A 20,961-nucleotide genomic window follows, 5' to 3' on the forward strand; every position below is an offset into this window, starting at 1 on the left:
GTCGGTAGAGTCGTCGCCATGGCCGAACTGCCCGACTTCACCGGACTGATCTCGCGGGAACAGGGCCTGTGCGTGTTCAGCACGCTGCGGCGGGACGGCAGCATCCAGTCCTCGGTCGTGAACGCCGGAGTGCTGGCCCACCCCGTCACCGGTACGCAGGTCGTCGGGCTCGTCGCCGTCGGCGGCTCGCTCAAGCTCCGCAATCTGCGCGCCGACCCGAGGGCCACCGTCGTCGCCCGCGCCGGGTGGCAGTGGGCGAGCGTCGAGGGGCGTGCCGAGCTCATCGGACCCGACGATCCGCACGCGGACATCGACGGCCAGGGGCTCACGACGCTCTTGCGCGAGGTGTTCACCGCCGCGGGCGGGACCCACGACGACTGGGACACCTACGACCGCGTGATGGCCGAGGAACGACGGACCGCGGTGCTCATCGCCCCACAGCGCGTTTACACCAATCCCGGCGCGTGACGGCTACCGCCGCATGGCGATCCGCAGCCGGTCGGCGGTGTCGCGCACGACGTTGAGCTGCTTGGCGACCTGGACGGGCGCCGTCCCGCCGCGCGAGTCCCTGGAGTTCACCGAACCCTCGATCGTCAGCACGTCGCGGACGTCCGCGGTGAGTTCGGGGTGGATGCCGTTCAACTCGGCGTCCTCGAGTTCCTCGAGACCGACACCGCGAGCCTCGGCGGCCCGCACGGCGGCACCGGCAGCCTCGTGCGCCACCCTGAACGGCACGCCGCGCCGGACCAGCCACTCGGCGACGTCGGTGGCCAGCGTGTACCCCAGCGGCGCCAGCTCGGCCATCCGGTCGACGTCGAAGCGCAGCGTCGAGACCAGCCCGGCCATCGCAGGCAGCAACAGTTCGAGCTGGGCCACCGAGTCGATGACCGGCTCCTTGTCCTCCTGCAGGTCGCGGTTGTAGGCCAGCGGCTGCGCCTTCAGAGTCGCCAGCAGACCGGTCAGGTTGCCGATCAGCCGCCCGGACTTGCCGCGGGCCAGCTCGGCGATGTCCGGGTTCTTCTTCTGCGGCATGATCGAGCTGCCCGTCGACCAGGCGTCGTGCAGCGTGGCGTAGCCGAATTCGGTGGTGCTCCAGAGGATCAGGTCCTCGGCGAGCCGGGACAGGTCGACCCCGATCATCGCGAGCACGAAGGCCGCCTCGGCGGCGAAGTCGCGGGCGGCGGTGGCGTCCACGGAGTTGTCCGCCGCGGCGGCGAAGCCCAGTTCCGCGGCGATGGCGTCGGGGTCGAGGCCGAGCGACGAGCCGGCCAGCGCGCCGGACCCGTACGGCGACACCGCGGCTCGCCGGTCGGCGTCGATCAGCCGATCCACGTCGCGCAGCAGCGGGTGGGCATGAGCGAGCAGGTGGTGGGCCAGCAGGATCGGCTGCGCCGACTGCAGATGGGTCTTGCCGGGCAGGATGGCGGTCGGATGGGCGGCGGCCTGCGTGGCCAGCGCGCCGACCACCTCGAGTGCGCCTTCGGCGACGCGGCGGATCGCGTCGCGCAGCCACATCCGGAACAGGGTGGCCACCTGGTCGTTGCGTGACCGGCCGGCGCGCAGCCGCCCGCCCAGGTCGGCGCCGACCCGGTCGATCAGTCCGCGCTCCAGTGCGCCGTGCACGTCCTCGTCGCTGACCATCGGGCCGAAGCTGCCGTCGGCCACGTCGTCGGCCAGGCTGTCGAGCCCCACGAGCAGCCCGTCGCGCTGCTCCTGGGTCAGCAGACCCGCCGAGAAAAGCACCCGCACATGGGCTTTGGATGCGGTGACGTCATAAGGCGCCAGCACCCAGTCGAAATGCGTCGACTTGCTCAGCGCGGCCAGCGCATCGGCGGGCCCGTCGGCGAACCGGCCGCCCCACAGTGATCCCTCGTTGGTGGCGCCCCGGTCTTCGGGCGTCATTTGATGCCCAGGTCCCGGCGGGCGGAGATGCTCGACGACAGTCCGTGCACGTGCACGAAGCCCTTGGCCGACGACTGGTCGAATGTGTCGCCCTCGTCGTAGGTGGCGAGGTTGAAGTCGTACAGCGACTCGGCACTGCGGCGGCCGTTGACGGCGATGTGCCCGCCGTGCAGCACCATCCGGATCTCGCCGGTGACGTGCTGCTGGGTATGGCCGACGAAAGACTCGAGCGCGATCTTCAGCGGCGAGAACCACAGCCCGTCGTACACCAGCTCACTCCACTTGCGGTCGGTGGTGCGCTTGAACCGGCCGAGTTCGCGCTCCAGCGTGACGTGTTCGAGTTCGGTGTGCGCGGTGATCAGGACCATCGCGCCGGGCGCCTCGTAGATCTCGCGGCTCTTGATGCCGACCAGCCGGTCCTCCACGACGTCGAGACGTCCGACGCCCTGCGCGCCGGCCCGCCGGTTGAGCTCCTCGATCGCCTGCAGCACCGACACCGGCCGACCGTCGATGGAGACCGGCACCCCCTTTTCGAACCCGACGATGACCTCGTCGGGGCTGCTCCAGTTGATCGTCGGGTCCTCGGTGTAGTCGTAGACGTCCTTGGTCGGGGCGTTCCACAGGTGCTCGAGGAAGCCGGTCTCCACCGCGCGACCCCACACGTTCTGGTCGATCGAGAACGGCGACCGCTTGCTCACGTTGATCGGGATCGCGTTCTCCTCTGCGAAGGCGATGGCCTTCTCCCGCGTCCACGCGTAGTCGCGGACCGGCGCGAGCACCTCGAGATCCGGTGCCAGCGAGGCGAATCCGACCTCGAAGCGGACCTGGTCATTGCCCTTTCCGGTGCAGCCGTGGGCGACGATGCCGCCGCCGTGTTCCCGCGCCGCCTCGACGAGGTGTTTGACGATCAGCGGCCGGCTGAGCGCCGACACCAGCGGGTAGCGGTCCATGTAGAGGGCGTTGGACTGGATCGCCGGCAGGCAGTACTGCTCGGCGAACTCGTCGCGGGCGTCGACGACGACGGCCTCGACGGCGCCGCAGTCCAGTGCCCGCTGGCGCACCACGGACATGTCCTCACCGCCCTGACCGAGGTCGATGGCGACCGCCACCACCTCGCGGCCGGTCTCCTTGCCGATCCAGCTGATCGCCACGGACGTGTCAAGACCGCCGGAGTACGCCAGGATGACGCGTTCGGACATGGGTGTGTGCTCCTCTTATCGCAGGTTCTCGATGGTGGTGGCCAGCTCGGCGCCCGTCATGGGTTCGCGGGCCACCAACAGGATGGTGTCGTCGCCGGCGACGGTGCCGACGACGTAGGGCAGTGCCGCACGGTCCAGCGCGGCTGCGAGGTAGTGCGCCGCGCCAGGCGGCGTGCGCAGCACCGCCAGGTTGCCGCTGGCGTCGGTCGACACCAGCAGGTCGCCGAGCAGGCGGGTGACCCGTTCGGTGCCGCCGGATACGCCGCGCACCGGGCTGCCGTCCTCGGGCACGACATAGACGCCGACGCCGCCGTCGGCGCCGCGCAGCTTGACCGCGCCGAGCTCCTCCAGGTCCCGCGACAGCGTGGCCTGGGTGACGTCGATGCCCTCGTCGGCCAGCATCGCCGCCAGCTCACCCTGGCTGCGCACCGAATTCGACGACAGGATCGTCACGATCCGGGCCTGACGGCCTGCCCTGGTCGCGGCCGAGGTCATGGCACCCTCATCGCGACTTCTCCAGCAGCCACACCAGCAGCGCCTTCTGGGCGTGCAACCGGTTCTCGGCCTCGTCCCACACCGCGCTGTGCGACCCGTCGATCACCTCGTCGGTGATCTCGTGTCCACGGTGGGCGGGCAGGCAGTGCAGCACCACGGCGTCGGCGTCCGCACGGTCGACCAGCGCCTCGTTGATCTGGAACGGCCGGAACGGCCGCACCCGGTCGAGGCCGTCGTTCTCCTGACCCATCGACGTCCACGTGTCGGTGACCAGCACGTCGGCGCCGTCGGCGGCCGCGTGTGGGTCGGCCGTGACGGTGACCGTCGCACCGGTCTGCTCGGCCCGCTCCCTGGCGGCCGCGGTGAACATCGGGTGCGGCTCGAATCCCACGGGCGCGGCGATGGTGACGTGCATGCCCGCTGTCACGCCGCCAAGCATCAACGAGTGGGCCATGTTGTTGGCGCCGTCACCGAAGTAGGACATCCGCAGCCCCGGAAGGGATCCGCGGCGCTCGGCGAGGGTCTGCAGGTCGGCGAGCACCTGGCACGGATGGAACTCGTCGGACAGCGCATTGACCACCGGCACGTCGGCGCCCGCGGCCATCGCGGTCAGCCGCTCCTGGGCGAAGGTGCGCCAGACGATGGCATCGACGTAGCGCGACAACACCTTTCCGGTGTCTTCGAGGGTCTCCTCACGGCCCAGCTGGGTGCTGCGCCCGTCGACGACCACGGCGTGACCGCCGAGCTGGGCGACGCCGACCTCGAACGAGAACCGGGTCCTGGTCGAGTTCTTGTCGAAGATCACCGCCACGCCGCGCGGACCCTCGAGCGGGCGCCGCGACATCGGGTCCTTCTTGAGCTCGGCGGCCAGGGTCAGCACCTCGGCCTGCTCCTCGGGGGTCAGGTCGTCGTCGCGCAGGAAGTGCCGGGTCATCTCGTCGCCTCCGCACCCGTGTCGAGGACCGCCGGAAGTGCGGTCAGGAACTGGTCGATCTGCGCGTCGGTGACGACCAGCGGCGGCGCGAGCCGGATCACGTCGGGCGCGGCGGCGTTGACCAGGAAACCGGCGTCGCGGGCGGCGGATTCGACCGCCTTGCCCGCGGGCGCGGTGAGCGCGATTCCGCAAAGCAGTCCGCGGCCGCGGACGTGGTCGACGAGCGGGTGATTCAGCGACCCGATGCCGTCGTGCAGTGTCTTGCCGAGCTGGCCGGCACGTTCGACGAGGTGTTCGTCGGCGAGAGCCTTCAGCACGGCCAGCGCCGCGGCGGTGCACACCGGGTTGCCGCCGAAGGTGCTGCCGTGCAGGCCGGGGGTGAGCAGGTCGCCGGCCGCCCCGACCGCCAGGCAGGCGCCGATGGGCAGCCCGCCGCCCAGTCCCTTTGCCAGGGTGACGATGTCGGGGGTGACACCGTCGCGCTGGTGGGCGAAGAACGTCCCGGTGCGGCCCATCCCGGTCTGCACCTCGTCGAGCACCAGCAGGGCGCCGTGCCGATGGGTGAGATCGCGCGCCTCGCTCAGGTACTGCGGGCCCGGGTCGACGACGCCGCCCTCCCCCATGATCGGTTCGAGGAACACCGCTGCTGTGTCGTCGTCGATCGCCGCGGCGAGCTCGTCGGTGTCGCCGTAGCGGACATGGGTCACGTCGCCCGGCAGCGGCGCGAACGGCGCCTGCTTGCTCGGCTGACCGGTCAGTGCCAGCGAGCCCATCGTCCGGCCGTGGAAGGCGCCTTGCGCAGCAACGATTTTGGTGCGTCCGGTGAGCCGCGTCATCTTGAACGCGACCTCGTTGGCCTCGGTGCCGGAGTTGCAGAAGAACACCCGCGCCGGCGCGCCGAGCAGCCGGACCAATTCCTCGGCCAAGGCGATGCCGGGTTCGGTGGCGTACAGGTTCGACGTGTGTCCGAGCGTGTCGAGCTGGCGGGTGACGGCCTCGATGACCGCGGGATGGCGGTGCCCGAGCACGTTGACCGCGATACCACCGAGCAGATCGATGTAGGTCTTGCCGTCGGCGTCGGTGACCACCGCGCCGTCACCGCTGACGAGGGCCAGCGGCGGGGTGCCGTAGTTGTCCATCATGACCGCGGACCACCGCTCCTGCAGACTCTGACCGCCATTCAATCCCCGGTCGCTTCGCTCCTGCCCGCCGGAACTCATGCCGGTACCACCTTCGTGCCCGTCCCCTCGTCGGTGAACAACTCGCCCAGCACGCAGTGCTCCACGCGGCCGTCGATGACGTGCGCGCTGGGAACGCCGCCGGCGACGGCGCGCAGGCAGGCCTCGATCTTGGGCACCATCCCGGCCTCCAGCCTCGGCAGCAGTTGGGTGAGTGACGCGGCGTCGATCTCGGAGACCAGCGACTCGCGGTTCGGCCAGTCGGTGTAGAGGCCCTCGACATCGGTGAGCATCAGCAGTTTCTCGGCGTGCAGCGCCTCGGCCAGAGCCGCGGCCGCGGTGTCGGCGTTGATGTTGTGCACCACGCCGTCGACGTCGGGGGCGATGGTCGACACCACGGGGATGCGTCCGGCGCCGATCAGGTCGAGCACCGCGTCGGTGCTGACCTTGTCGACGTCGCCCACCAGGCCGATGTCGGTGTCGACACCGTCGACGAGCACGCTGCGCCGCACCGCGGTGAACAGGTGGGCGTCCTCACCGGTGATGCCGACCGCGTAGGGACCGTGCGCGTTGATGAGCCCGACGAGTTCGCGACCCACCTGGCCGAACAGCACCATCCGCGCGATGTCGAGCACCTCGGGGGTGGTGACCCGGAAGCCGCCTTTGAAATCGCCCGGCACGCCGAGCCTCTTCAGCATGGCGCTGATCTGCGGGCCCCCGCCGTGCACCACCACCGGGTGGATGCCGCAGTTGCGCAGGAACACCATGTCCGCCGCGAACGCCGCCTTGAGCAGGTCGTCGGTCATGGCGTTGCCGCCGTACTTGACCACGACGATCTTCCCGTGCAGTTGTGTGAGCCACGGCAGCGCCTCGGCCAGCACCTTAGCCTTGACCGGGGTGCCGAGCGGGGCCCGCCGGCCGGCGATATCAGGGGACGTCATGAGCTGTAGGCCGAGTTCTCTTCGACGTAGCCGTGCGACAGGTCGGTGGTGCGCACGGCGGCCGCGCCCCCGCCGAGAGCGAGGTCGATGACCACGTCGATCTCCTCGCCGGACAGGTCGACGTCGCGGGCGCCGGGCGCCCCCGCACCGTTCACGCACGTTGGAAAGCCGTTGAACGACACGGTGATCCGATCGGGGTCGATGGTGAACGGCACCATGCCCACCGCTGCCAGCACCCGGCCCCAGTTCGGGTCCGACCCGAACAGCGCGGTCTTGACCAGGCTGTCGCGGGCGACCAGCCGCGCCGCGGTCAGCGCGTCGGCCTCGGTGGGTGCGCCTGTGACGGTGACCGACACCCGCTTGGTCACCCCCTCGGCGTCGGCCTGCAGCTGGGCGCACAGGTCGTCGCACACCCGCAGCACGGCGTCGTCGAGTTCGTCCTGGCTGGGCGCGATCTCGCTGGCTCCCGACGCGAGCAGCAGGACAGTGTCGTTGGTGGAACAGCTGCCGTCGACGTCGAGCCGGTCGAAGGTCAGGGCGGCGGCGCGGTGCAGTGCATCGCGCAGGGCGTCCGAACCCGCCACCGCATCGGTGGTCAGCACGCACAACATGGTGGCCAGCGACGGCGCCAGCATGCCCGCGCCCTTGGCCATCCCGCCGATGGTCCACATGTCGGGGTGGTGCAGCGCCACCTGCTTGGGCACCGTGTCGGTGGTCATGATGGCGCGCGCCGCATCTTCGCCGCCGGCCAGTCCGCCCGCGAGTTCGTGCACCGCCTCGGTGACGCCGCCGAGTACCCGGTCCATCGGCAGGCGGTCACCGATCAGGCCGGTGGAGCAGACGGCGACCTCGATCGCTCCGGTCTCGGTGCCCCAGTCCGAGAGCGCCGCGGCGACGGCTTCGGCGGTGGCGTGGCTGTCCTGGAATCCCAGCGGGCCGGTGCACGCATTGGCGCCGCCGGAATTGAGCACCACCGCCCGCAACCGGCCGGTGGTGAGCACCTGGCGGGTCCACAGCACCGGCGCGGCCTTGACCTGGTTGCGGGTGAACACTCCCGCCGCCGCGTGGTCGGGGCCTTCGTTGAACACCAGCGCCAGATCCCGTGCGCCGGAGGCCTTGATGCCAGCGGCGACGCCGGTGGCGCGGAAACCGGCGGGCGCGGTGACGCCCTGGGTGCGCAGCAGCCGGGTGGTCGTGTCGTTCGTGGTTGTGGTGTCGTTCGTGGTCACGGCGCCACCCCCACGATCGACAGGCCCTCGGTCTCGGGCCAGCCGAGCGCGAGGTTCATCGACTGCACCGCCGCGCCTGCGGTGCCCTTGACCAGGTTGTCGATGGCGGCGATGGCGATGAAGGTGTGCGCGTCCTCGTCGACCGCGACGGCCAGTTGCGCGGCGTTGCTGCCGATCACCGACCCGGTGGTGGGCAGCCGCCCCTCGGGCAGCAGGTGCACGAACGGCTCACCGTCGTAGGCCTTCTCGTACGCCGCGCGCAGCTCGGACAGCGGCGCGTCGGTGCGCGCGGTGCACGTGGCCAGGATCCCGCGCGAGGTGGGGATCAGGACCGGGGTGAACGACACCGTGACGTCCCGCTCGGTGACCGCCCGCAGGCCCTGGGCGATCTCCGGGGTGTGCCGGTGCCTGCCGCCGACGTTGTAGGCGCGCGCAGAGCCGATCACCTCGGCGCCGAGCAGGTCGGTCTTGGCCGCCCGGCCCGCGCCCGAGGTGCCGCTGACGGCGACGACGGTGACGGCGGGCTCGACCAGATCGGCGGCGACGGCGGGCAGCAGCGCCAGCAGCGCCGCTGTCGGATAGCAGCCGGGGACGGCGATGCGCCTGGCGTCGCGCAACCGGTCACGCCCGCCGGGCAGTTCGGGCAGCCCGTAGGGCCAGCTGCCCGCATGGGCGGATCCGTAGAACCGGACCCAGTCGTCGGCGTCGGTGAGCCGGAAGTCGGCGCCGCAGTCGACGATCAGCGTGTCTTCGCCGAGTTCCTCGGCCAGGGCGGCGGAGTGACCGTGCGGGAGGCCGAGGAAGACCACGTCGTGGCCGGCGAGCACCTCGGCCGACGTCGCCTCGAGCACCCGGCCGGCGAGCGGCAGCAGATGCGGGTGGTGTTCGGCCAGGCTGGTGCCGGCGCTGGCCGCCGCGGTCAGCGCACCGATGGTGAGCCGGCCGTCGGCATAGGCCGGGTGCCCGAGGAGCAGGCGCAGGATCTCTCCGCCGGCGTACCCGCTGGCCCCGGCGACCGCCACAGAAGTCATGCACGAAGCATGCATGGTTATGCAGTTGAATGCAAACCAATTCTGGCGGGGCTAGGCCATCGCCAGGGGCGGCGCAGCGGGCAGCGTACCGCTCAGACCCGCGATGGCCTCGTGGGCCGCCCGCTCACCGGAACGGACGGCGCCGTCGACGAATCCCATCATCACATCGGCCGACTCGGTGCCCGCCCAGTGGATCCGGCCGCAGGGTTCGCGCAGCGCGTGGCCGAACTCGGTCAGCACCCCGGGTGGCGCGTGACTGATCATGCCGCCGCCGGAGTAGCGCTCCACCGTCCAGTTCTGTTCGGTGTAGTCGACGGGCGCACCCGCTTTGCGCCCGAATCTCGCGGTCAGGGCCTCCAGCACCGCCGACCGCCGGTCCGCTCCGGACATCCGCGACAGCTGCCTGGCGTGCGGACCCTCGGCGACCACGCACAGCACACCGGGCCGGCCCTCGTGCGTGCACGCGTCCAGGGTCACAGAGGCGGCGGTGCCGGGCGCAGCGGACTGACCGGTGAGACCGTCGTCGCGCCAGAAGGGCTCGTCATAGATGACGTGGGTCTTCAGTACAGCGCCCGTCGGCATCCGCTGGTGCAGGAAAGACCGATCGGTGGGCAGCATCGGCTCGTAGTCGATGTGGCTGGCGATTGCCAGCGGCACCGCGACTATCACCCGCTTCGTCCGCACCGACGACCCATCGGAACGGACCGTCACACCGTCGGTGTCCTGACGGATCGAGCGGACCGGCTGCTCGAGGTGGATGTCACCGGCGACTTCGGCGGCCACGGCGCGGTAGACGGCGCCCATTCCGCCGACCGGGCGGGCGTCCTCGGCCCCGTTCTGGACACCGAGCACGAAGTCGGGACCGCCCGCGGAGGCCAACTGTGCGACGACGAACAGCATCGAGATCTCCGACGGCGCCGAGGTGTAGGTGCCGGCCAGCGCCATCCCCAGCAGTTGCCGGGCCTGGCGCATCGGCACCGTGCGCTCGAGCCACTGCGCCAATGTCGTGCGATCCCATCTGTCGGCCTTCGGCGCGGCCCACGGTGCGTGCACCGGGACGGCTCGGCACATGCGCCTCAACTCGAGGAAAGCCGCACCGAGATTGACAGACACCAACGGGTTCATGCTCCACGGAATGGTTCCGCGGTAGCGGTACTGCCTGCCGTCGACGACCATCATCGCCTCGCCGTCGACGAACTGCTTGAAGGCCGGGACGCCGAACTCGTTCATCAGTGCGTACACCCCGTCCTGGCCGGGACCGACCCAGGTGCCGCCGTGGTCGAGGTAACTACCGTCGTCGCGTTGCTCGGTGAAGGTGCGTCCACCGATCCGGTCGCGTGCCTCGAGCACCGCCACCGAGTGACCCGCCTGCGTGAGGCGAAGTGCCGCCGTCAGGCCGGCGAACCCGGCACCCACCACACAGACGTCGACATCCGGCATGGCCCGCTCCTCACCCAGATTGACGGGACGCTACGCCTGAATTGCCGCAAACGTCAATAGTCCTTGACTGGGCTCTCGCGGAGCACGAATACCAATCCACCACAGCATGTTTCGACCGGTGCAGCGATGCGGCACACCGGCGATAGTTCGCTCGGCAAGCATCGCCTGCGGTCGCCGAACCCCACCTTCACCCCAGCCGGAGGCCGGGCACCGCGGCGCGGACGCCGTCGACGGAAGCCCCCAGCGCCGTCGAGAGGTCCCAGGCCACCTCACGCACGCGGGTGCCGATGTGGTCGGCACGTTCGGCGCTCATCCGCACCTCGGGCACCGATGCGCCCAGCGCACCGATCACCCGCTGGGTGTGGTCGAACACCGGCGAGGCCACCGCGCAGATCCCGACCGTGCGCTGGCCCCGCGACTCGGCATAGCCCCGCGCGCGGGCCAGCTCCAGTTCACGGCGAAGCAGTTCGGGGTCGACGGTGGTGGTGGCAGTCATCGCGTCGATCCGCTCGCTGAGGTGGCGCTCGCGCTCCTCGGCCGGCATCGCACACAGGATGGCCTTGCCGGGGCCGCCGTAGACCAGCCGGATCGGTACGCCGATGTCGGTGTAGGTCCGGCGCAGCTCCTGGTGGCTCTCCACCTGGGCGGCGACGATGCGGTGGCCGGTCCGCAGCAACTCGTGCAGGCCGATCGTCTCGTCGAGTTCGTCGCGCAGATCGGTCATGAACGGCAGCGCCGCCTCGCGCAGCGTTCGCGGCATCGCGCCCGAGTTGGCCAGCTGCAGCAGGAAGGGGCCGAGGCCGTACCGCTTGGCGCCGGTCTGACGCACGAGGTGGTTCTCCTGCATCGCCGCCAGCAGCCGGTGCACCGTGCTGGTCGACAGGCCGGTCGATCGGGCGAGTTCGCTGATTCCCAGCTCGGGCGTGCGCCCGCTGAAGCACCGCAGGATCGCCACCGCTCGATCTATCGACTGAACCCCGTTGCGCCGCTGCACATCTGCGCCGCCCTCAGTACTTTCCATCGCCCCGGTCACCCCTCCGTGTCGTCCCACTCTGACAGTCCGTCCGGCCGTTTGCACAGTGATCCACGTCTCTCGAACCACTTGACGTGATCGCGCTCACCGTCCTAGCCTTTCTGCAATGCGCAAAACATATCCCACAATGCGGGAAGGATCAATGCGACCACTCAGCGGATTCCGAGTCCTCGACCTGACGAGATTCCTGTCGGGTCCCTACTGCACGATGGTGTTGGCCGAACTCGGCGCCGACGTCATCAAGATCGAACAGCCGGGCACGGGCGACGACTCGCGCCGGATGGCGCCGAAGGTCAACGGTGAGAGCTACCCGTTCGCGATGCCCAACCGCAGCAAGCGGTCGGTCGCGCTGGACCTCAAGTCCGACCGCGGCCGTGAGCTGTTCCACGAGCTGGCGGCGGGCGCCGACCTGGTGATCGAGAACTTCCGGCCCGGCGTGACCGGGCGCCTCGGCATCGACTACGACGCCATCCGCGCCGTCCGCGAGGACATCCTGTACTGCTCGATCAGCGGATTCGGCCAGACCGGCCCGTACCGCGACCGGCCGGGATTCGACATCATGGCCCAGGGCATCGGCGGGTTCCTGCGGATGACCGGTCAGCCCGACGGCAAGCCCACCAAGGTCGGCATCGCGATCAACGACATCGCCGCAGGCGCCACCGCGATCTACTCGATCCTCGCGGCCGAGCTCAACCGGCGGCAGACCGGCGAGGGCCAGTACATCGACATCTCGCTCGTCGACGCCGGCCTGGCCTGGACGGTCTGGGAGTCCGGCGCCTACTTCGGCAACGGCGAGACCCCGGCGCAGACGGGCACCAGGCACCGGCGATCCGCTCCCTACCAGGCCTACCGCACCGCCGACGGCTACGTGACGATCGGCGCCAACACCGACCGGCTGTGGCAGCGGCTGATCAACGACGTGCTCAAGCGTCCGGACTGGGCCGATGATCCGCGCTTCATCGACCTGCCCGCCCGGATGAACCACCTCGACGAACTCGAAGAGGAGATCGAGGCGATCACCACCACGCTGCCCACCAGCGCGTGGGTCGACCGGATGGACACCGCCGGTGTCCCCGGCGGACCGGTGCTCACCTACGACGAGACGCTCGACGACCCGCACGTGCAGGCGCGCGGAATGATCGTCGACATCGAGCACCCGATCATCGGGCCGATGAAGACCATCGCCCCGCCGACCCGGTTCTCCGACCTCGAATTCAGCGTGCGCGCACCCGCTCCATGGCTGGGCCAGCACACCGCCTCGGTGCTGTCCGAACTGGGCATCGGCGGCGACGAGATCGACCGCCTCTTCACCGACGGCACCCTCTACGACGCCCACCCGGACCTGCAGAAGGGACGCACCGCATGAGTGACAAGACGATCCGTGTCGAACGCGACGGCGAGACCCCGGCCATCGCCACCGTCGTGCTCGACAACATCGACAGCCACAACGCGATCGCGCTGACCATGTACCGACGCATCCCCGAGGTGTTCGCCGAACTGGATGCCGACCCGGCGGTCAAGGTCGTGGTGTTACGCGGGGCAGGCACCCGCAGTTTCGCCTCCGGCGCCGACATCAGCGAGTTCGAGGAGGTCCGTGGCAACAGTGACTCCGCCAAGGCCTACAACGAGCACGTCGCGGCGGCCGAACACGCCGTCGAGGGCTGCACCAAGCCGACCATCGCGATGGTGCACGGCTACGCCATCGGCGGTGGCTGCGGCCTCGCGCTGGCGTGCGACATCCGGTTTGCCGACGAACGGTCCCGGTTCGGCATCACCCCGGCGAAGCTCGGCCTGGTCTACAGCCTGGAATCGACCAAACGACTCGTCGACGTCGTCGGGCCGTCCCGGGCGAAGTGGATCCTGTTCTCCGGGCAGCACGTCCACGCCGAGGAGGCGCTGCGCCTCGGCCTGATCGACGAGCTCGTGCCCGCCGACGACCTGGAGAAGCACACCTACGAATTCGCCCGCCTCGTCACCACCCGCGCGCAGTACAGCGTCCGGTCGTCGAAGCGGATCGTCGACCTCGTGCTCGGCGGGCAGACCTCCGATGACGAGGTGACCACCGGCATCCGCAACTCGTCGTTCGACACCGACGACTACGCCGAGGGCGTCCGGTCGTTCCTGGAGAAGCGTCCCCCGAGGTTCACCTGGTCATGACCGCCACCGATCCCGCTGTCCGGCCCACCGATCCGGTGGGTGCCGCCCAGTACGCCGCCGGCGCAGCCGAGCCGGAATTCGGCCGGTACTTCCTCATCCACTTCCTCGGCCTGTCGATCGACTACGTCGACGACGACAAGGCCTGCGTGGTGCGCCTGCCGTTCGCCCGCCACCTGTGCAATGCCGGGGGCGCTGTGCACGGCGGTGTGCTGTCCACCGCGCTGGACATCTCGATGGGCCACGCCTGCCAGCGCTACCTGTCGGCCGGTTCGACCATCGAGATGCAGGTGCGATTCCTGCGGGCTGTGCGCACCGACGTGACGTGCACGGGCCGCGTCGTCCACGGCGGCCGGCGGATCGTGCAGCTGGAGTCCCACATGCACGACACCGCGGGCCGCCTCGTCGCCACCGCCAGCGGCTCGTGGTTCCGCCACGACGCCACCACCTGAGAACCCAGCCTCCCGCCCACCACTCAACGAGGAGAACACCATGCGACTCAAAGCGATCATCACCGCGCTGTTAGCCGTCGCCGCCCTGGTGCTGTCGGCCTGCAACGCCGGCAGCGGCAACTCCGGATCCGCCGAGGACTACCCGTCCCAGGAACTGGACTGGACCATCGCCTTCGGCCCCGGCGGCGGCAACGACATGATGGCCCGCAAGCTCGTGCAGATCATCCAGGAGAAGAACCTCTACCCCAACGACATCGCCGTGGAGAACCGCGAAGGCGGCAGCGGCGCCACCGGATGGGGCTACCTGCTGAGCAAGCGGGGCAGCGGATACGACGTGTCGACCACATCGGGGTCCTTCCTCACCACCCCGCTGCAGGCCGACCCGGGCTGGACCTACAAGGACTTCACCCACGTCGGCCTGATGGCCACCGACGACGCTCTGCTGCTCGTCGACGGCAAGAAGGGCATCCGCACCTTCGAGGACTGGGTCGCCTACGCCAAGAACAAGGGCAAGGTCGTCGTCGGCGGCATCGGCACGGTGAACGTCGACTTCATCCTGCAGTCGCTGATCGCCGAGCACGCCGGCTACGAGATCGAGTACGTGCCCTACAACGAAGAGGGCCAGGTGCAGACCTCGCTGCTCAGCGGCGCGCTCGACTCGATGATCTCCAACCCCGGGTCGATCCTGGGCCAGGTGGAGTCCGGTGACATGACGCCCGTGCTGTTCACCGGCAAGGAGCGCCTGCAGAAGCTGCCCGACGTCCCGACCGGCGCGGAGAAGGGGATGGCCGACCTGCCGTCCATGCCGCGCGGCTTCATCCTTCCGCCCGACGCCCCGGACTACGCCCGCGACTGGTGGATCAAGACGATGAAGGACGTCGTCAAGACCGAGGAGTGGCAGGCCTATCTCGCCGAGAACTACCTCACCAAGAACGAACTGTGGGGCGACGACTTCACCGCCTACCTCGAGACCACCACCGCGGAGTTCGAGAAGACGCTCAAGGAACAGGGCGCGCTGTGACCGCGACGACCCCGTTCAACATGGCGACCGCAGCCGTGTCCGACTCCACCGAGCCCAAGCGGGTGGTGAATTGGCCGAAACTCACCTTCCTCGGTGTGCTGCTCATCGCGTTCGCCTTCTACACCGAGATCGCGATGGGCATGGAGTGGCGCACCCAGGCCGGTCGCATCGGCCCCGGCGTGTTCCCCCGCATCCTGGGCTTCACCGCGATCGCCGTCATCGTCATCGCCGCTGCGCGCGAGGTGCTTTCGCGGCCCTCGGCCAAGCCCGTCAGCCAGGCCGAGGCCGCCGACGAGGCCGCCGAACCGGACCTCGGACGGCATCCGGTCGCGCTGGTCGCGTTCACCATCGCGGCCGCGGTATTCGTCGCGCTGCTCGGCGTCCTCGGCGCCGCGCTGGCCGGGGTGCTGTTCCTGGCCGTCACCCTGTGGTTCCTGGATCCGAAGCACCACGTTCGGTCGCTGATCATCGCGGTGACCGTGCCCGTCCTCCTGTACCTGGCGTTCCAGACCGGCCTCAACGTCGGTCTGCCGCAGGGAATTCTGCCGATCGGCTGAGGAGCGTCCCACCATGTTCGACCTGATGACCGGCATCACCGCCCTGTTGACGGTGCAGAACCTGCTGTTGCTCTTCGGCGGTGTGATGATCGGCATGATCGTCGGTGTCATACCCGGAGTCGGCCCGTCCGCCGGGCTGGCGATCCTGCTTCCGGTGACGTTCGGGCTCGACCCGACGGGCGCCATCGTGATGCTGGCCGCCGTTTACTACGGCGCCATGTACGGCGGAACGATCACCTCGGTGCTGATCAACACACCGGGCGAATCTGCCACCGTGGCAAGCACGTTCGACGGCTATCCACTCGCCAAACAGGGGCGGGCCGGGCCCGCGCTGGTGATGGCGGCGGTCGGCTCGTTCGTGGCGGGCACCATCGGGGCGGTCCTGCTCAGCGTGGCCGCGCCGGTGACCGCCGAGTTCGCGAAGACCTTCGGTCCCCCTGAGTACTTCCTCGTCGTGATGGCCGGCCTGCTGACCGTCATCGTGATCCTGCGCGGCAACAAGATGCTCGGCGCGTTGTCGGCGCTCATCGGATTCGCCATCGGCACCGTCGGCATCGACATCGGCGGTGGCGGCCAGCGGTACACCTTCGGCTCGGTGGACCTGATCAACGGCATCGACTTCATCCCGGTTGCGATCGGACTGTTCGCCGTCGGTGAGGTGCTACACACGCTGTGGCGGGGCGGCCACCTCGAAGAGCTCAAGTTCTTCGGGGTGTCGGCACGCAGCCGCGGATTCTGGCCCACCCGCACGGATATCCGTGAGTCCGTCGGGCCCACGCTGCGCGGATCGTTCCTCGGCTTCGGTGTCGGGTTGACCCCGGGCGCCGGCGCCACCGTCGCCTCGCTGATGTCCTACAACGTCGAGAAGTCGGTATCGCGGACGCCGGAGAAGTTCGGCAAGGGCGCGATGGCCGGGCTGGTCGGCCCGGAGTCGGCGAACAACGCGGCATCCTCGGGCGCCATGGTGCCCCTGCTGACGCTCGGTATCCCCGGCGGCGGCGCGACCGCCGTACTGCTCGGCGGCTTCCTGATGTGGGGCCTGCAACCGGGCCCGCTGCTGATGCAGCAGAACCCGGAGTTCGCCTGGGGTCTCATCGCGAGCATGTTCCTCGGCAACGTGATGCTGTTGGGTGTCAACGTGTTCTGCATCCCGGCGTTCGCCAGCATCGCGCGCGTGCCGTTCCGGGTCCTGGGCCCGATCATCATCCTGCTGTGCGCACTGGGCACCTTCGCGGTGAACAAGAGCCTGCTCGACGTGCAGATCATGCTGGCCTGCGGCGTGCTCGGATTCTTCATGCGCCAGTACGGCCTGTCCCCGGCTGCGCTGATCATCGCCCTGGTGCTGGGTCCGCTGGCCGAGGAGTCGCTGCGGCAGACGATGGTGATCTCCGGCGGCAGCCTGGGCGTCTTCGTCGAACGGGGCACCTCGCTGGGGATCCTGGCGTTCATCGTGCTGCTGTTCGCGATCCCGTTCATCAAGAATCCGATGCGCCGCGCGACCCAGTCCGCGCTGCAACTCGTCTCAGTGCGCCGCCGCGGACAGACCGCCGAGGACAAGGCTGCCGGTCGCGACGGCAACGCACTCAACGACGACGACCGGGAACACGTCTGATGAACCTCGGCTCACTGCTGCTGACAGCGACGGCAGCGGTGATCGGCGCAGGCATCGCCACCCTGCTCCACCTGCCTGCCGCGCCTCTGCTCGGGGCCATGGTGGGTGTCGCACTGGTGAACATCTTCAGCTCGGCGGCGTTCGAGATCCCCTCCGTCGGGAAGTGGATCGTCTACGCCGTGCTCGGCTGGCTGCTCGGCACCGGGGTGAACCAGGAGACGCTGACCCAGCTGCGGTCGGCGGTGGTGCCGATCGTCGTGACCGTCGTGGCCTTCCTGGTGTTCGGGCTGCTCGCGGCGCTGCTGCTGTGGAAGTTCACCCCGTTCGATTCGATGACCGCACTGCTGGCCACCGCACCGGGCGGCATCGCCCAGATGGGCGCGCTGTCCGCCGGCGCCGGTGCCAACGTTCCGATCGTGCTGACCGTGCACGTACTGCGCATCACCTCGGTGATCGTGCTCATGTCGGTCGGCCTGAAACTGATGGGAGGACGCGGATGACAGAGTCACCCGGGCCCGCACCCCGACCGCTCGCCGACATCCGGGTGGTCGACCTCAGCCGCGCACTGGCCGGTCCGTACGCGACGATGATGATGGCCGATGCCGGCGCCGACGTGGTGAAGGTGGAACCGCCGGGCGGCGACGACAGCCGGGGTTGGCTGCCCTACGTCGACCGCAACGGCCACCGGGAGTCGGCGTACTACATGAGCGCCAACCGCAACAAGCGCTCGGTGGTGCTCGACCTCAAATCGTCCGAGGGCGCCGACCGGCTGCGCTGGCTCGTCGCGCAGGCCGACGTGCTCGTCGAGAACTACCGGCCCGGCGTGCTCGACCGGCTCGGACTCGGCCTCGACCGGCTGCGCGAGCTCAACCCCCGGCTGGTGACGCTGTCCATCACCGGATTCGGCAAGGGCGGACCGGACGGCGCGCGACCCGGTTTCGACCAGATCGTCCAGGCCGAGGCCGGTTTGATGGCGCTGACCGGACAACCCGGCGGCACCCCGCAACGCGTCGGGCTGCCCATGTGCGACATCCTTGCCGGACTCTTCGGGGCATTCGGGGTGATGACCGCGCTGCGGGCGCGGGAGCACACCGGCCGCGGGCAGCACGTCGAGACCTCGCTGCTGGCGGCCGTGGTCGGGGTGCACGTGTTCCACGGCGTCGGCTGGCTGGCCGCCGGGGTGGAGCCGGTGCTCACCGGCAACCGCCATCCGTCCATCGCGCCGTACGGGGTGTTCGGGTGCGCGGACGCCGATATCGTGATCGCCGTCGGGTCGGAGTCGCTGTGGCGCAGGTTCGCGCCGATCGTGGGCCTCGACGCCGACCGCCCCGACATCGCCACCAACATCGACCGGGTCGGCCGGGCCGACGCGCTACAGAAGGAGATCGACGCCCTGCTCGCCGACCGGACCGCTGAAGAGGTGCTCGCCGCGCTCGACGCGGCGGGTGTGCCCGCGGGCCGCATCCGCACCGTGCCGGAGGTCTACGACTGGGCGCAGGTCCGCGAGTCGATGGTGCTGACACTGCCGCACCCGACGCTGGGTGACCTCGAGATGCCCGCGTCGCCGCTGCAGCTGTCCGAACACGGCGATCCGCGCCGCGAGGCGCCACCCTCACTCGGCGGTGACCAGGACGCGGTCTTCGCCGGCTACGCACCCTCGGGAGGATGCCGATGACCCAGCGGATGGCCGTGATCGGCGGCGGCATCGTCGGTGCCGCCGTCGCCCGCGAGATCCTGGCCCGCAGGCCCGACGCCGAGGTGACGGTGTTCGACAAGGAGGACCGCCTCGCGTCGCACCAGACCGGACGCAACAGCGGCGTCGTGCACGCCGGGCTCTACTACCAGCCGGGCTCACAGAAGGCGCTGCTCTGCCGGCGCGGGGTGCGCCTGCTCGAGGACTACTGCGCCGAACGCGGGATCCGCCGGATCGCCTGCGGCAAGGTGCTGGTCGCGCTCGACGAGGTGGAACGGGCCCGGCTGTCCGACATCGAGGACCGCGCCCGCGCCAACGGCGTGCCCGGGATCCGGATCATCGGCCCCGGCGAGCTGCGCGAACTCGAACCGCACGTCCGCGGCGTCGCCGCACTGCACTCGCCGTCGACGTCGATCGTCGACTTCGCCGAGGTGACCCAGGCGCTCGCCGCCGACGCCGTGGCCGCCGGCGCGAAGATCCTGCTCGGCCACGAGGTGACCGGGATGCAGGTCAGAGGATCCGAGGTGGTGCTGACCACGCGAGCCGCAGGCGGGACGGATGAGAGTGCCTTCGACCAGGTGGTCGCCTGCGGCGGCCTGCAGAGCGACCGGTTGGCCGAGATGGCCGGCGACGGACCCGATCCGGTGATCATGCCGTTCCGCGGCGAGTACTACGCACTCAAGCCGGAGCGCCGCGGGCTGGTCAACGGCCTGGTGTATCCGGTGCCCGACCCGCGCTACCCGTTCCTCGGCGTCCACGTCACGCCGCGGGTCGACGGTGAGGTGCTGATCGGCCCGAACGCGGTGCTCGCGCTGGCCCGCGAAGGCTACACGTGGCGCAACGTGTCCCCCGCCGATCTCGCCGGCGTCGCCCGGACCCCGGCGTTCTGGCGGTTCGCCCGGCAGCACTGGCGCACCGGTATCCGGGAGATGTACGGCTCGCTGAGCAAGCGGCGGTTCGTCGCAGCCGCCCGGGCCTACGTCCCCGAACTCGGCGACGACGACGTCGTGCCGGGCCGGGCGGGGATTCGCGCGCAGGCACTCGACGCCGACGGCGGACTCGTCGACGACTTCCGGATCAGCATCCGCGACCGGATCGTGGTGCTGCGCAACGCGCCGTCGCCGGCGGCCACCTCCGCGCTCGCCATCGCCGAGCACGTCGTCTCCACCCTCGAGGGCCGCCCGTGACCGACGTCATCGCCGGCGGCCTCTGGGGAGTGCTGGCCACCCCGTTCGACGACCACCTCGACATCGACCTCGAATCACTGCGCAACGAGGTCGCGTCGTTCGCCGAGGACGGCTGCGGCGGCCTGGTCGCGCTCGGCGTGTTCGGCGAGGCGGCCTCCCTGCGACCCGACGAGGCCGACGCCGTCGCGCAGACTGTCGCGGCGGCCACCGACCTGCCCTACGTGCTCGGGCTCTCCGAGCGGGACCCCGACGCCGTGGTGGCACAGGCGCAGCGACTGCTCGGGGCGGTGTCCAGGCCGCCGGTGGCGCTGATGGCTCAGATCGGTGACGCCGACCCCGCGGTGTCCGCGCAGGCCTTGCGCCGGTTGTACGACGGCACCGGAATCGGTGTGCTGGTGCAGGACTATCCAGTGGTGTCGGGGATCCGGGTGACCGACGAGCAGGTGGTGGAGCTGGTGCGGGCGTGCCCGTTCGCGGTCGGCGTGAAGTCCGAGACGCCACCCACGTCCGTCGCGATCGCCCACCTGGCACCCCGGCTCGACGTGCCGGTGTTCGGCGGGCTCGGCGGTGTGGGACTGCTCGACGAACTGGCCGCCGGATCGGCGGGTGCGATGACGGGCTTCAGCCATCCGGCCGCGCTGGCGGCGGTGTTGCGCGCCCACCGCGACGGCGGATTCCGCGCCGCCCGGGAGGCATGGGCGCCGTGGTTGCCGCTGGCGAACTTCGAAGGGCAGCTGCGCGTCGGCCTGGCGATCCGCAAGGAGCTGCTGCGCAGGCGCGGGGTGATCGCCTGCGCACGCGTCCGGTCACCCGCCACATCGCTGCCCGCATCACTGGTGCCGCTGCTCGAACAGCATCTGAGCAGCGTGCCCGCAATCCAATCCGCGCCTCGCTGAAGGGAAT

General features: G+C 70.1%; 21 protein-coding genes. 11 read left to right on the forward strand and 10 right to left on the reverse strand.

Annotated features, from left to right (window positions below):
* Positions 1-18: 18 nt before the first annotated feature.
* Positions 19-468 carry a TIGR03618 family F420-dependent PPOX class oxidoreductase gene (locus H7I41_RS14940; RefSeq protein ID WP_264013373.1) on the forward strand — a complete coding sequence of 150 codons (450 nt, stop codon included), beginning with the start codon at positions 19-21 and terminating at the stop codon, positions 466-468.
* Positions 469-471: 3 nt separating this feature from the next.
* Here the strand turns inward: H7I41_RS14940 and argH are convergent, their stop codons facing one another.
* The 10 genes from argH to H7I41_RS14990 form a co-directional block, all read right to left on the reverse strand.
* Positions 472-1,902, reverse strand: coding sequence for an argininosuccinate lyase (gene argH, locus H7I41_RS14945; RefSeq protein WP_264013374.1), 1,431 nt, complete (start codon positions 1,900-1,902; stop codon positions 472-474).
* Positions 1,899-3,101 (reverse strand): argininosuccinate synthase, encoded by a 1,203-nt coding sequence (locus tag H7I41_RS14950; RefSeq protein ID WP_264013375.1) that lies wholly within the window; start codon positions 3,099-3,101, stop codon positions 1,899-1,901. Before H7I41_RS14950 ends, argH begins: the two co-directional genes overlap by 4 nt.
* Positions 3,102-3,116: 15 nt before the next feature.
* Positions 3,117-3,596 (reverse strand): arginine repressor, encoded by a 480-nt coding sequence (locus H7I41_RS14955; protein WP_264013376.1) that lies wholly within the window; start codon positions 3,594-3,596, stop codon positions 3,117-3,119.
* Between the two features lie 7 nt (positions 3,597-3,603).
* Entirely contained in the window at positions 3,604-4,530 is a 927-nt protein-coding gene (gene argF / locus H7I41_RS14960) for an ornithine carbamoyltransferase (protein WP_264013377.1), read from the reverse strand.
* Complete coding sequence (locus H7I41_RS14965; RefSeq protein ID WP_264013378.1) at positions 4,527-5,750, reverse strand: acetylornithine transaminase; 1,224 nt, start codon at positions 5,748-5,750, stop codon at positions 4,527-4,529. The genes argF and H7I41_RS14965 overlap by 4 nt, the downstream gene beginning before the upstream one ends.
* The gene (gene argB, locus H7I41_RS14970; RefSeq protein WP_264013379.1) at positions 5,747-6,649 is read right to left on the reverse strand and encodes an acetylglutamate kinase; all 903 of its coding nucleotides are present in this window, start codon (positions 6,647-6,649) and stop codon (positions 5,747-5,749) included. The genes H7I41_RS14965 and argB overlap by 4 nt, the downstream gene beginning before the upstream one ends.
* Positions 6,646-7,878, reverse strand: a complete 1,233-nt coding sequence (argJ, locus tag H7I41_RS14975) for a bifunctional glutamate N-acetyltransferase/amino-acid acetyltransferase ArgJ (RefSeq protein WP_264013380.1) — start codon at positions 7,876-7,878, stop codon at positions 6,646-6,648. The genes argB and argJ overlap by 4 nt, the downstream gene beginning before the upstream one ends.
* Complete coding sequence (argC, locus tag H7I41_RS14980; protein WP_264013381.1) at positions 7,875-8,909, reverse strand: N-acetyl-gamma-glutamyl-phosphate reductase; 1,035 nt, start codon at positions 8,907-8,909, stop codon at positions 7,875-7,877. The genes argJ and argC overlap by 4 nt, the downstream gene beginning before the upstream one ends.
* Before the next feature lie 51 nt (positions 8,910-8,960).
* Entirely contained in the window at positions 8,961-10,349 is a 1,389-nt protein-coding gene (locus H7I41_RS14985; RefSeq protein WP_264013382.1) for a flavin monoamine oxidase family protein, read from the reverse strand.
* A gap of 187 nt (positions 10,350-10,536) precedes the next feature.
* A complete protein-coding gene (locus H7I41_RS14990; protein ID WP_264013383.1) occupies positions 10,537-11,370 on the reverse strand; it encodes an IclR family transcriptional regulator in 834 nt (277 codons plus the stop codon).
* A 154-nt stretch (positions 11,371-11,524) separates the two neighbouring features.
* On the opposite strand from H7I41_RS14990, the gene H7I41_RS14995 reads away from it, so the two are divergent.
* The 10 genes from H7I41_RS14995 to H7I41_RS15040 are packed head-to-tail and all read left to right on the forward strand — an operon-like array spanning position 11,525 to position 20,954.
* Positions 11,525-12,748, forward strand: coding sequence for a CaiB/BaiF CoA transferase family protein (locus H7I41_RS14995; protein WP_264013384.1), 1,224 nt, complete (start codon positions 11,525-11,527; stop codon positions 12,746-12,748).
* The gene (locus H7I41_RS15000; RefSeq protein ID WP_264013385.1) at positions 12,745-13,539 is read left to right on the forward strand and encodes an enoyl-CoA hydratase-related protein; all 795 of its coding nucleotides are present in this window, start codon (positions 12,745-12,747) and stop codon (positions 13,537-13,539) included. The genes H7I41_RS14995 and H7I41_RS15000 overlap by 4 nt, the downstream gene beginning before the upstream one ends.
* The gene (locus tag H7I41_RS15005; protein WP_264013386.1) at positions 13,536-13,988 is read left to right on the forward strand and encodes a PaaI family thioesterase; all 453 of its coding nucleotides are present in this window, start codon (positions 13,536-13,538) and stop codon (positions 13,986-13,988) included. Before H7I41_RS15000 ends, H7I41_RS15005 begins: the two co-directional genes overlap by 4 nt.
* Positions 13,989-14,028: 40 nt before the next feature.
* Positions 14,029-15,009 carry a Bug family tripartite tricarboxylate transporter substrate binding protein gene (locus tag H7I41_RS15010; RefSeq protein ID WP_264013387.1) on the forward strand — a complete coding sequence of 327 codons (981 nt, stop codon included), beginning with the start codon at positions 14,029-14,031 and terminating at the stop codon, positions 15,007-15,009.
* Positions 15,006-15,566 (forward strand): tripartite tricarboxylate transporter TctB family protein, encoded by a 561-nt coding sequence (locus H7I41_RS15015; RefSeq protein WP_264013388.1) that lies wholly within the window; start codon positions 15,006-15,008, stop codon positions 15,564-15,566. Before H7I41_RS15010 ends, H7I41_RS15015 begins: the two co-directional genes overlap by 4 nt.
* A gap of 13 nt (positions 15,567-15,579) precedes the next feature.
* Entirely contained in the window at positions 15,580-17,178 is a 1,599-nt protein-coding gene (locus H7I41_RS15020) for a tripartite tricarboxylate transporter permease (protein ID WP_264013390.1), read from the forward strand.
* A complete protein-coding gene (locus H7I41_RS15025; protein ID WP_264013391.1) occupies positions 17,178-17,678 on the forward strand; it encodes an AbrB family transcriptional regulator in 501 nt (166 codons plus the stop codon). The genes H7I41_RS15020 and H7I41_RS15025 overlap by 1 nt, the downstream gene beginning before the upstream one ends.
* Positions 17,675-18,853, forward strand: coding sequence for a CaiB/BaiF CoA transferase family protein (locus H7I41_RS15030; protein WP_264013392.1), 1,179 nt, complete (start codon positions 17,675-17,677; stop codon positions 18,851-18,853). The genes H7I41_RS15025 and H7I41_RS15030 overlap by 4 nt, the downstream gene beginning before the upstream one ends.
* Positions 18,850-20,058, forward strand: a complete 1,209-nt coding sequence (gene lhgD / locus H7I41_RS15035; protein WP_264013444.1) for an L-2-hydroxyglutarate dehydrogenase — start codon at positions 18,850-18,852, stop codon at positions 20,056-20,058. The genes H7I41_RS15030 and lhgD overlap by 4 nt, the downstream gene beginning before the upstream one ends.
* Positions 20,055-20,954, forward strand: a complete 900-nt coding sequence (locus H7I41_RS15040; RefSeq protein ID WP_264013393.1) for a dihydrodipicolinate synthase family protein — start codon at positions 20,055-20,057, stop codon at positions 20,952-20,954. Before lhgD ends, H7I41_RS15040 begins: the two co-directional genes overlap by 4 nt.
* Positions 20,955-20,961 lie beyond the last annotated feature (7 nt).

Source organism: [Mycobacterium] manitobense, from assembly GCF_025821665.1.
Classification (GTDB): domain Bacteria; phylum Actinomycetota; class Actinomycetes; order Mycobacteriales; family Mycobacteriaceae; genus Mycobacterium; species Mycobacterium arseniciresistens.

Excerpts from the sequence above, each read along its gene's own strand:
- H7I41_RS14940 (WP_264013373.1), top strand. The coding sequence starts at position 19 with ATGGCCGAACTGCCCGACTTCACCGGACTGATCTCGCGGGAACAGGGC.
- argH (WP_264013374.1), bottom strand. The coding sequence starts at position 1,902 with ATGACGCCCGAAGACCGGGGCGCCACCAACGAGGGATCACTGTGGGGC.
- H7I41_RS14950 (WP_264013375.1), bottom strand. The coding sequence starts at position 3,101 with ATGTCCGAACGCGTCATCCTGGCGTACTCCGGCGGTCTTGACACGTCC.
- H7I41_RS14955 (WP_264013376.1), bottom strand. The coding sequence starts at position 3,596 with ATGACCTCGGCCGCGACCAGGGCAGGCCGTCAGGCCCGGATCGTGACG.
- argF (WP_264013377.1), bottom strand. The coding sequence starts at position 4,530 with ATGACCCGGCACTTCCTGCGCGACGACGACCTGACCCCCGAGGAGCAG.
- H7I41_RS14965 (WP_264013378.1), bottom strand. The coding sequence starts at position 5,750 with ATGAGTTCCGGCGGGCAGGAGCGAAGCGACCGGGGATTGAATGGCGGT.
- argB (WP_264013379.1), bottom strand. The coding sequence starts at position 6,649 with ATGACGTCCCCTGATATCGCCGGCCGGCGGGCCCCGCTCGGCACCCCG.
- argC (WP_264013381.1), bottom strand. The coding sequence starts at position 8,909 with ATGACTTCTGTGGCGGTCGCCGGGGCCAGCGGGTACGCCGGCGGAGAG.
- H7I41_RS14985 (WP_264013382.1), bottom strand. The coding sequence starts at position 10,349 with ATGCCGGATGTCGACGTCTGTGTGGTGGGTGCCGGGTTCGCCGGCCTG.
- H7I41_RS14990 (WP_264013383.1), bottom strand. The coding sequence starts at position 11,370 with ATGGAAAGTACTGAGGGCGGCGCAGATGTGCAGCGGCGCAACGGGGTT.
- H7I41_RS14995 (WP_264013384.1), top strand. The coding sequence starts at position 11,525 with ATGCGACCACTCAGCGGATTCCGAGTCCTCGACCTGACGAGATTCCTG.
- H7I41_RS15000 (WP_264013385.1), top strand. The coding sequence starts at position 12,745 with ATGAGTGACAAGACGATCCGTGTCGAACGCGACGGCGAGACCCCGGCC.
- H7I41_RS15005 (WP_264013386.1), top strand. The coding sequence starts at position 13,536 with ATGACCGCCACCGATCCCGCTGTCCGGCCCACCGATCCGGTGGGTGCC.
- H7I41_RS15010 (WP_264013387.1), top strand. The coding sequence starts at position 14,029 with ATGCGACTCAAAGCGATCATCACCGCGCTGTTAGCCGTCGCCGCCCTG.
- H7I41_RS15020 (WP_264013390.1), top strand. The coding sequence starts at position 15,580 with ATGTTCGACCTGATGACCGGCATCACCGCCCTGTTGACGGTGCAGAAC.
- H7I41_RS15025 (WP_264013391.1), top strand. The coding sequence starts at position 17,178 with ATGAACCTCGGCTCACTGCTGCTGACAGCGACGGCAGCGGTGATCGGC.
- H7I41_RS15030 (WP_264013392.1), top strand. The coding sequence starts at position 17,675 with ATGACAGAGTCACCCGGGCCCGCACCCCGACCGCTCGCCGACATCCGG.
- lhgD (WP_264013444.1), top strand. The coding sequence starts at position 18,850 with ATGACCCAGCGGATGGCCGTGATCGGCGGCGGCATCGTCGGTGCCGCC.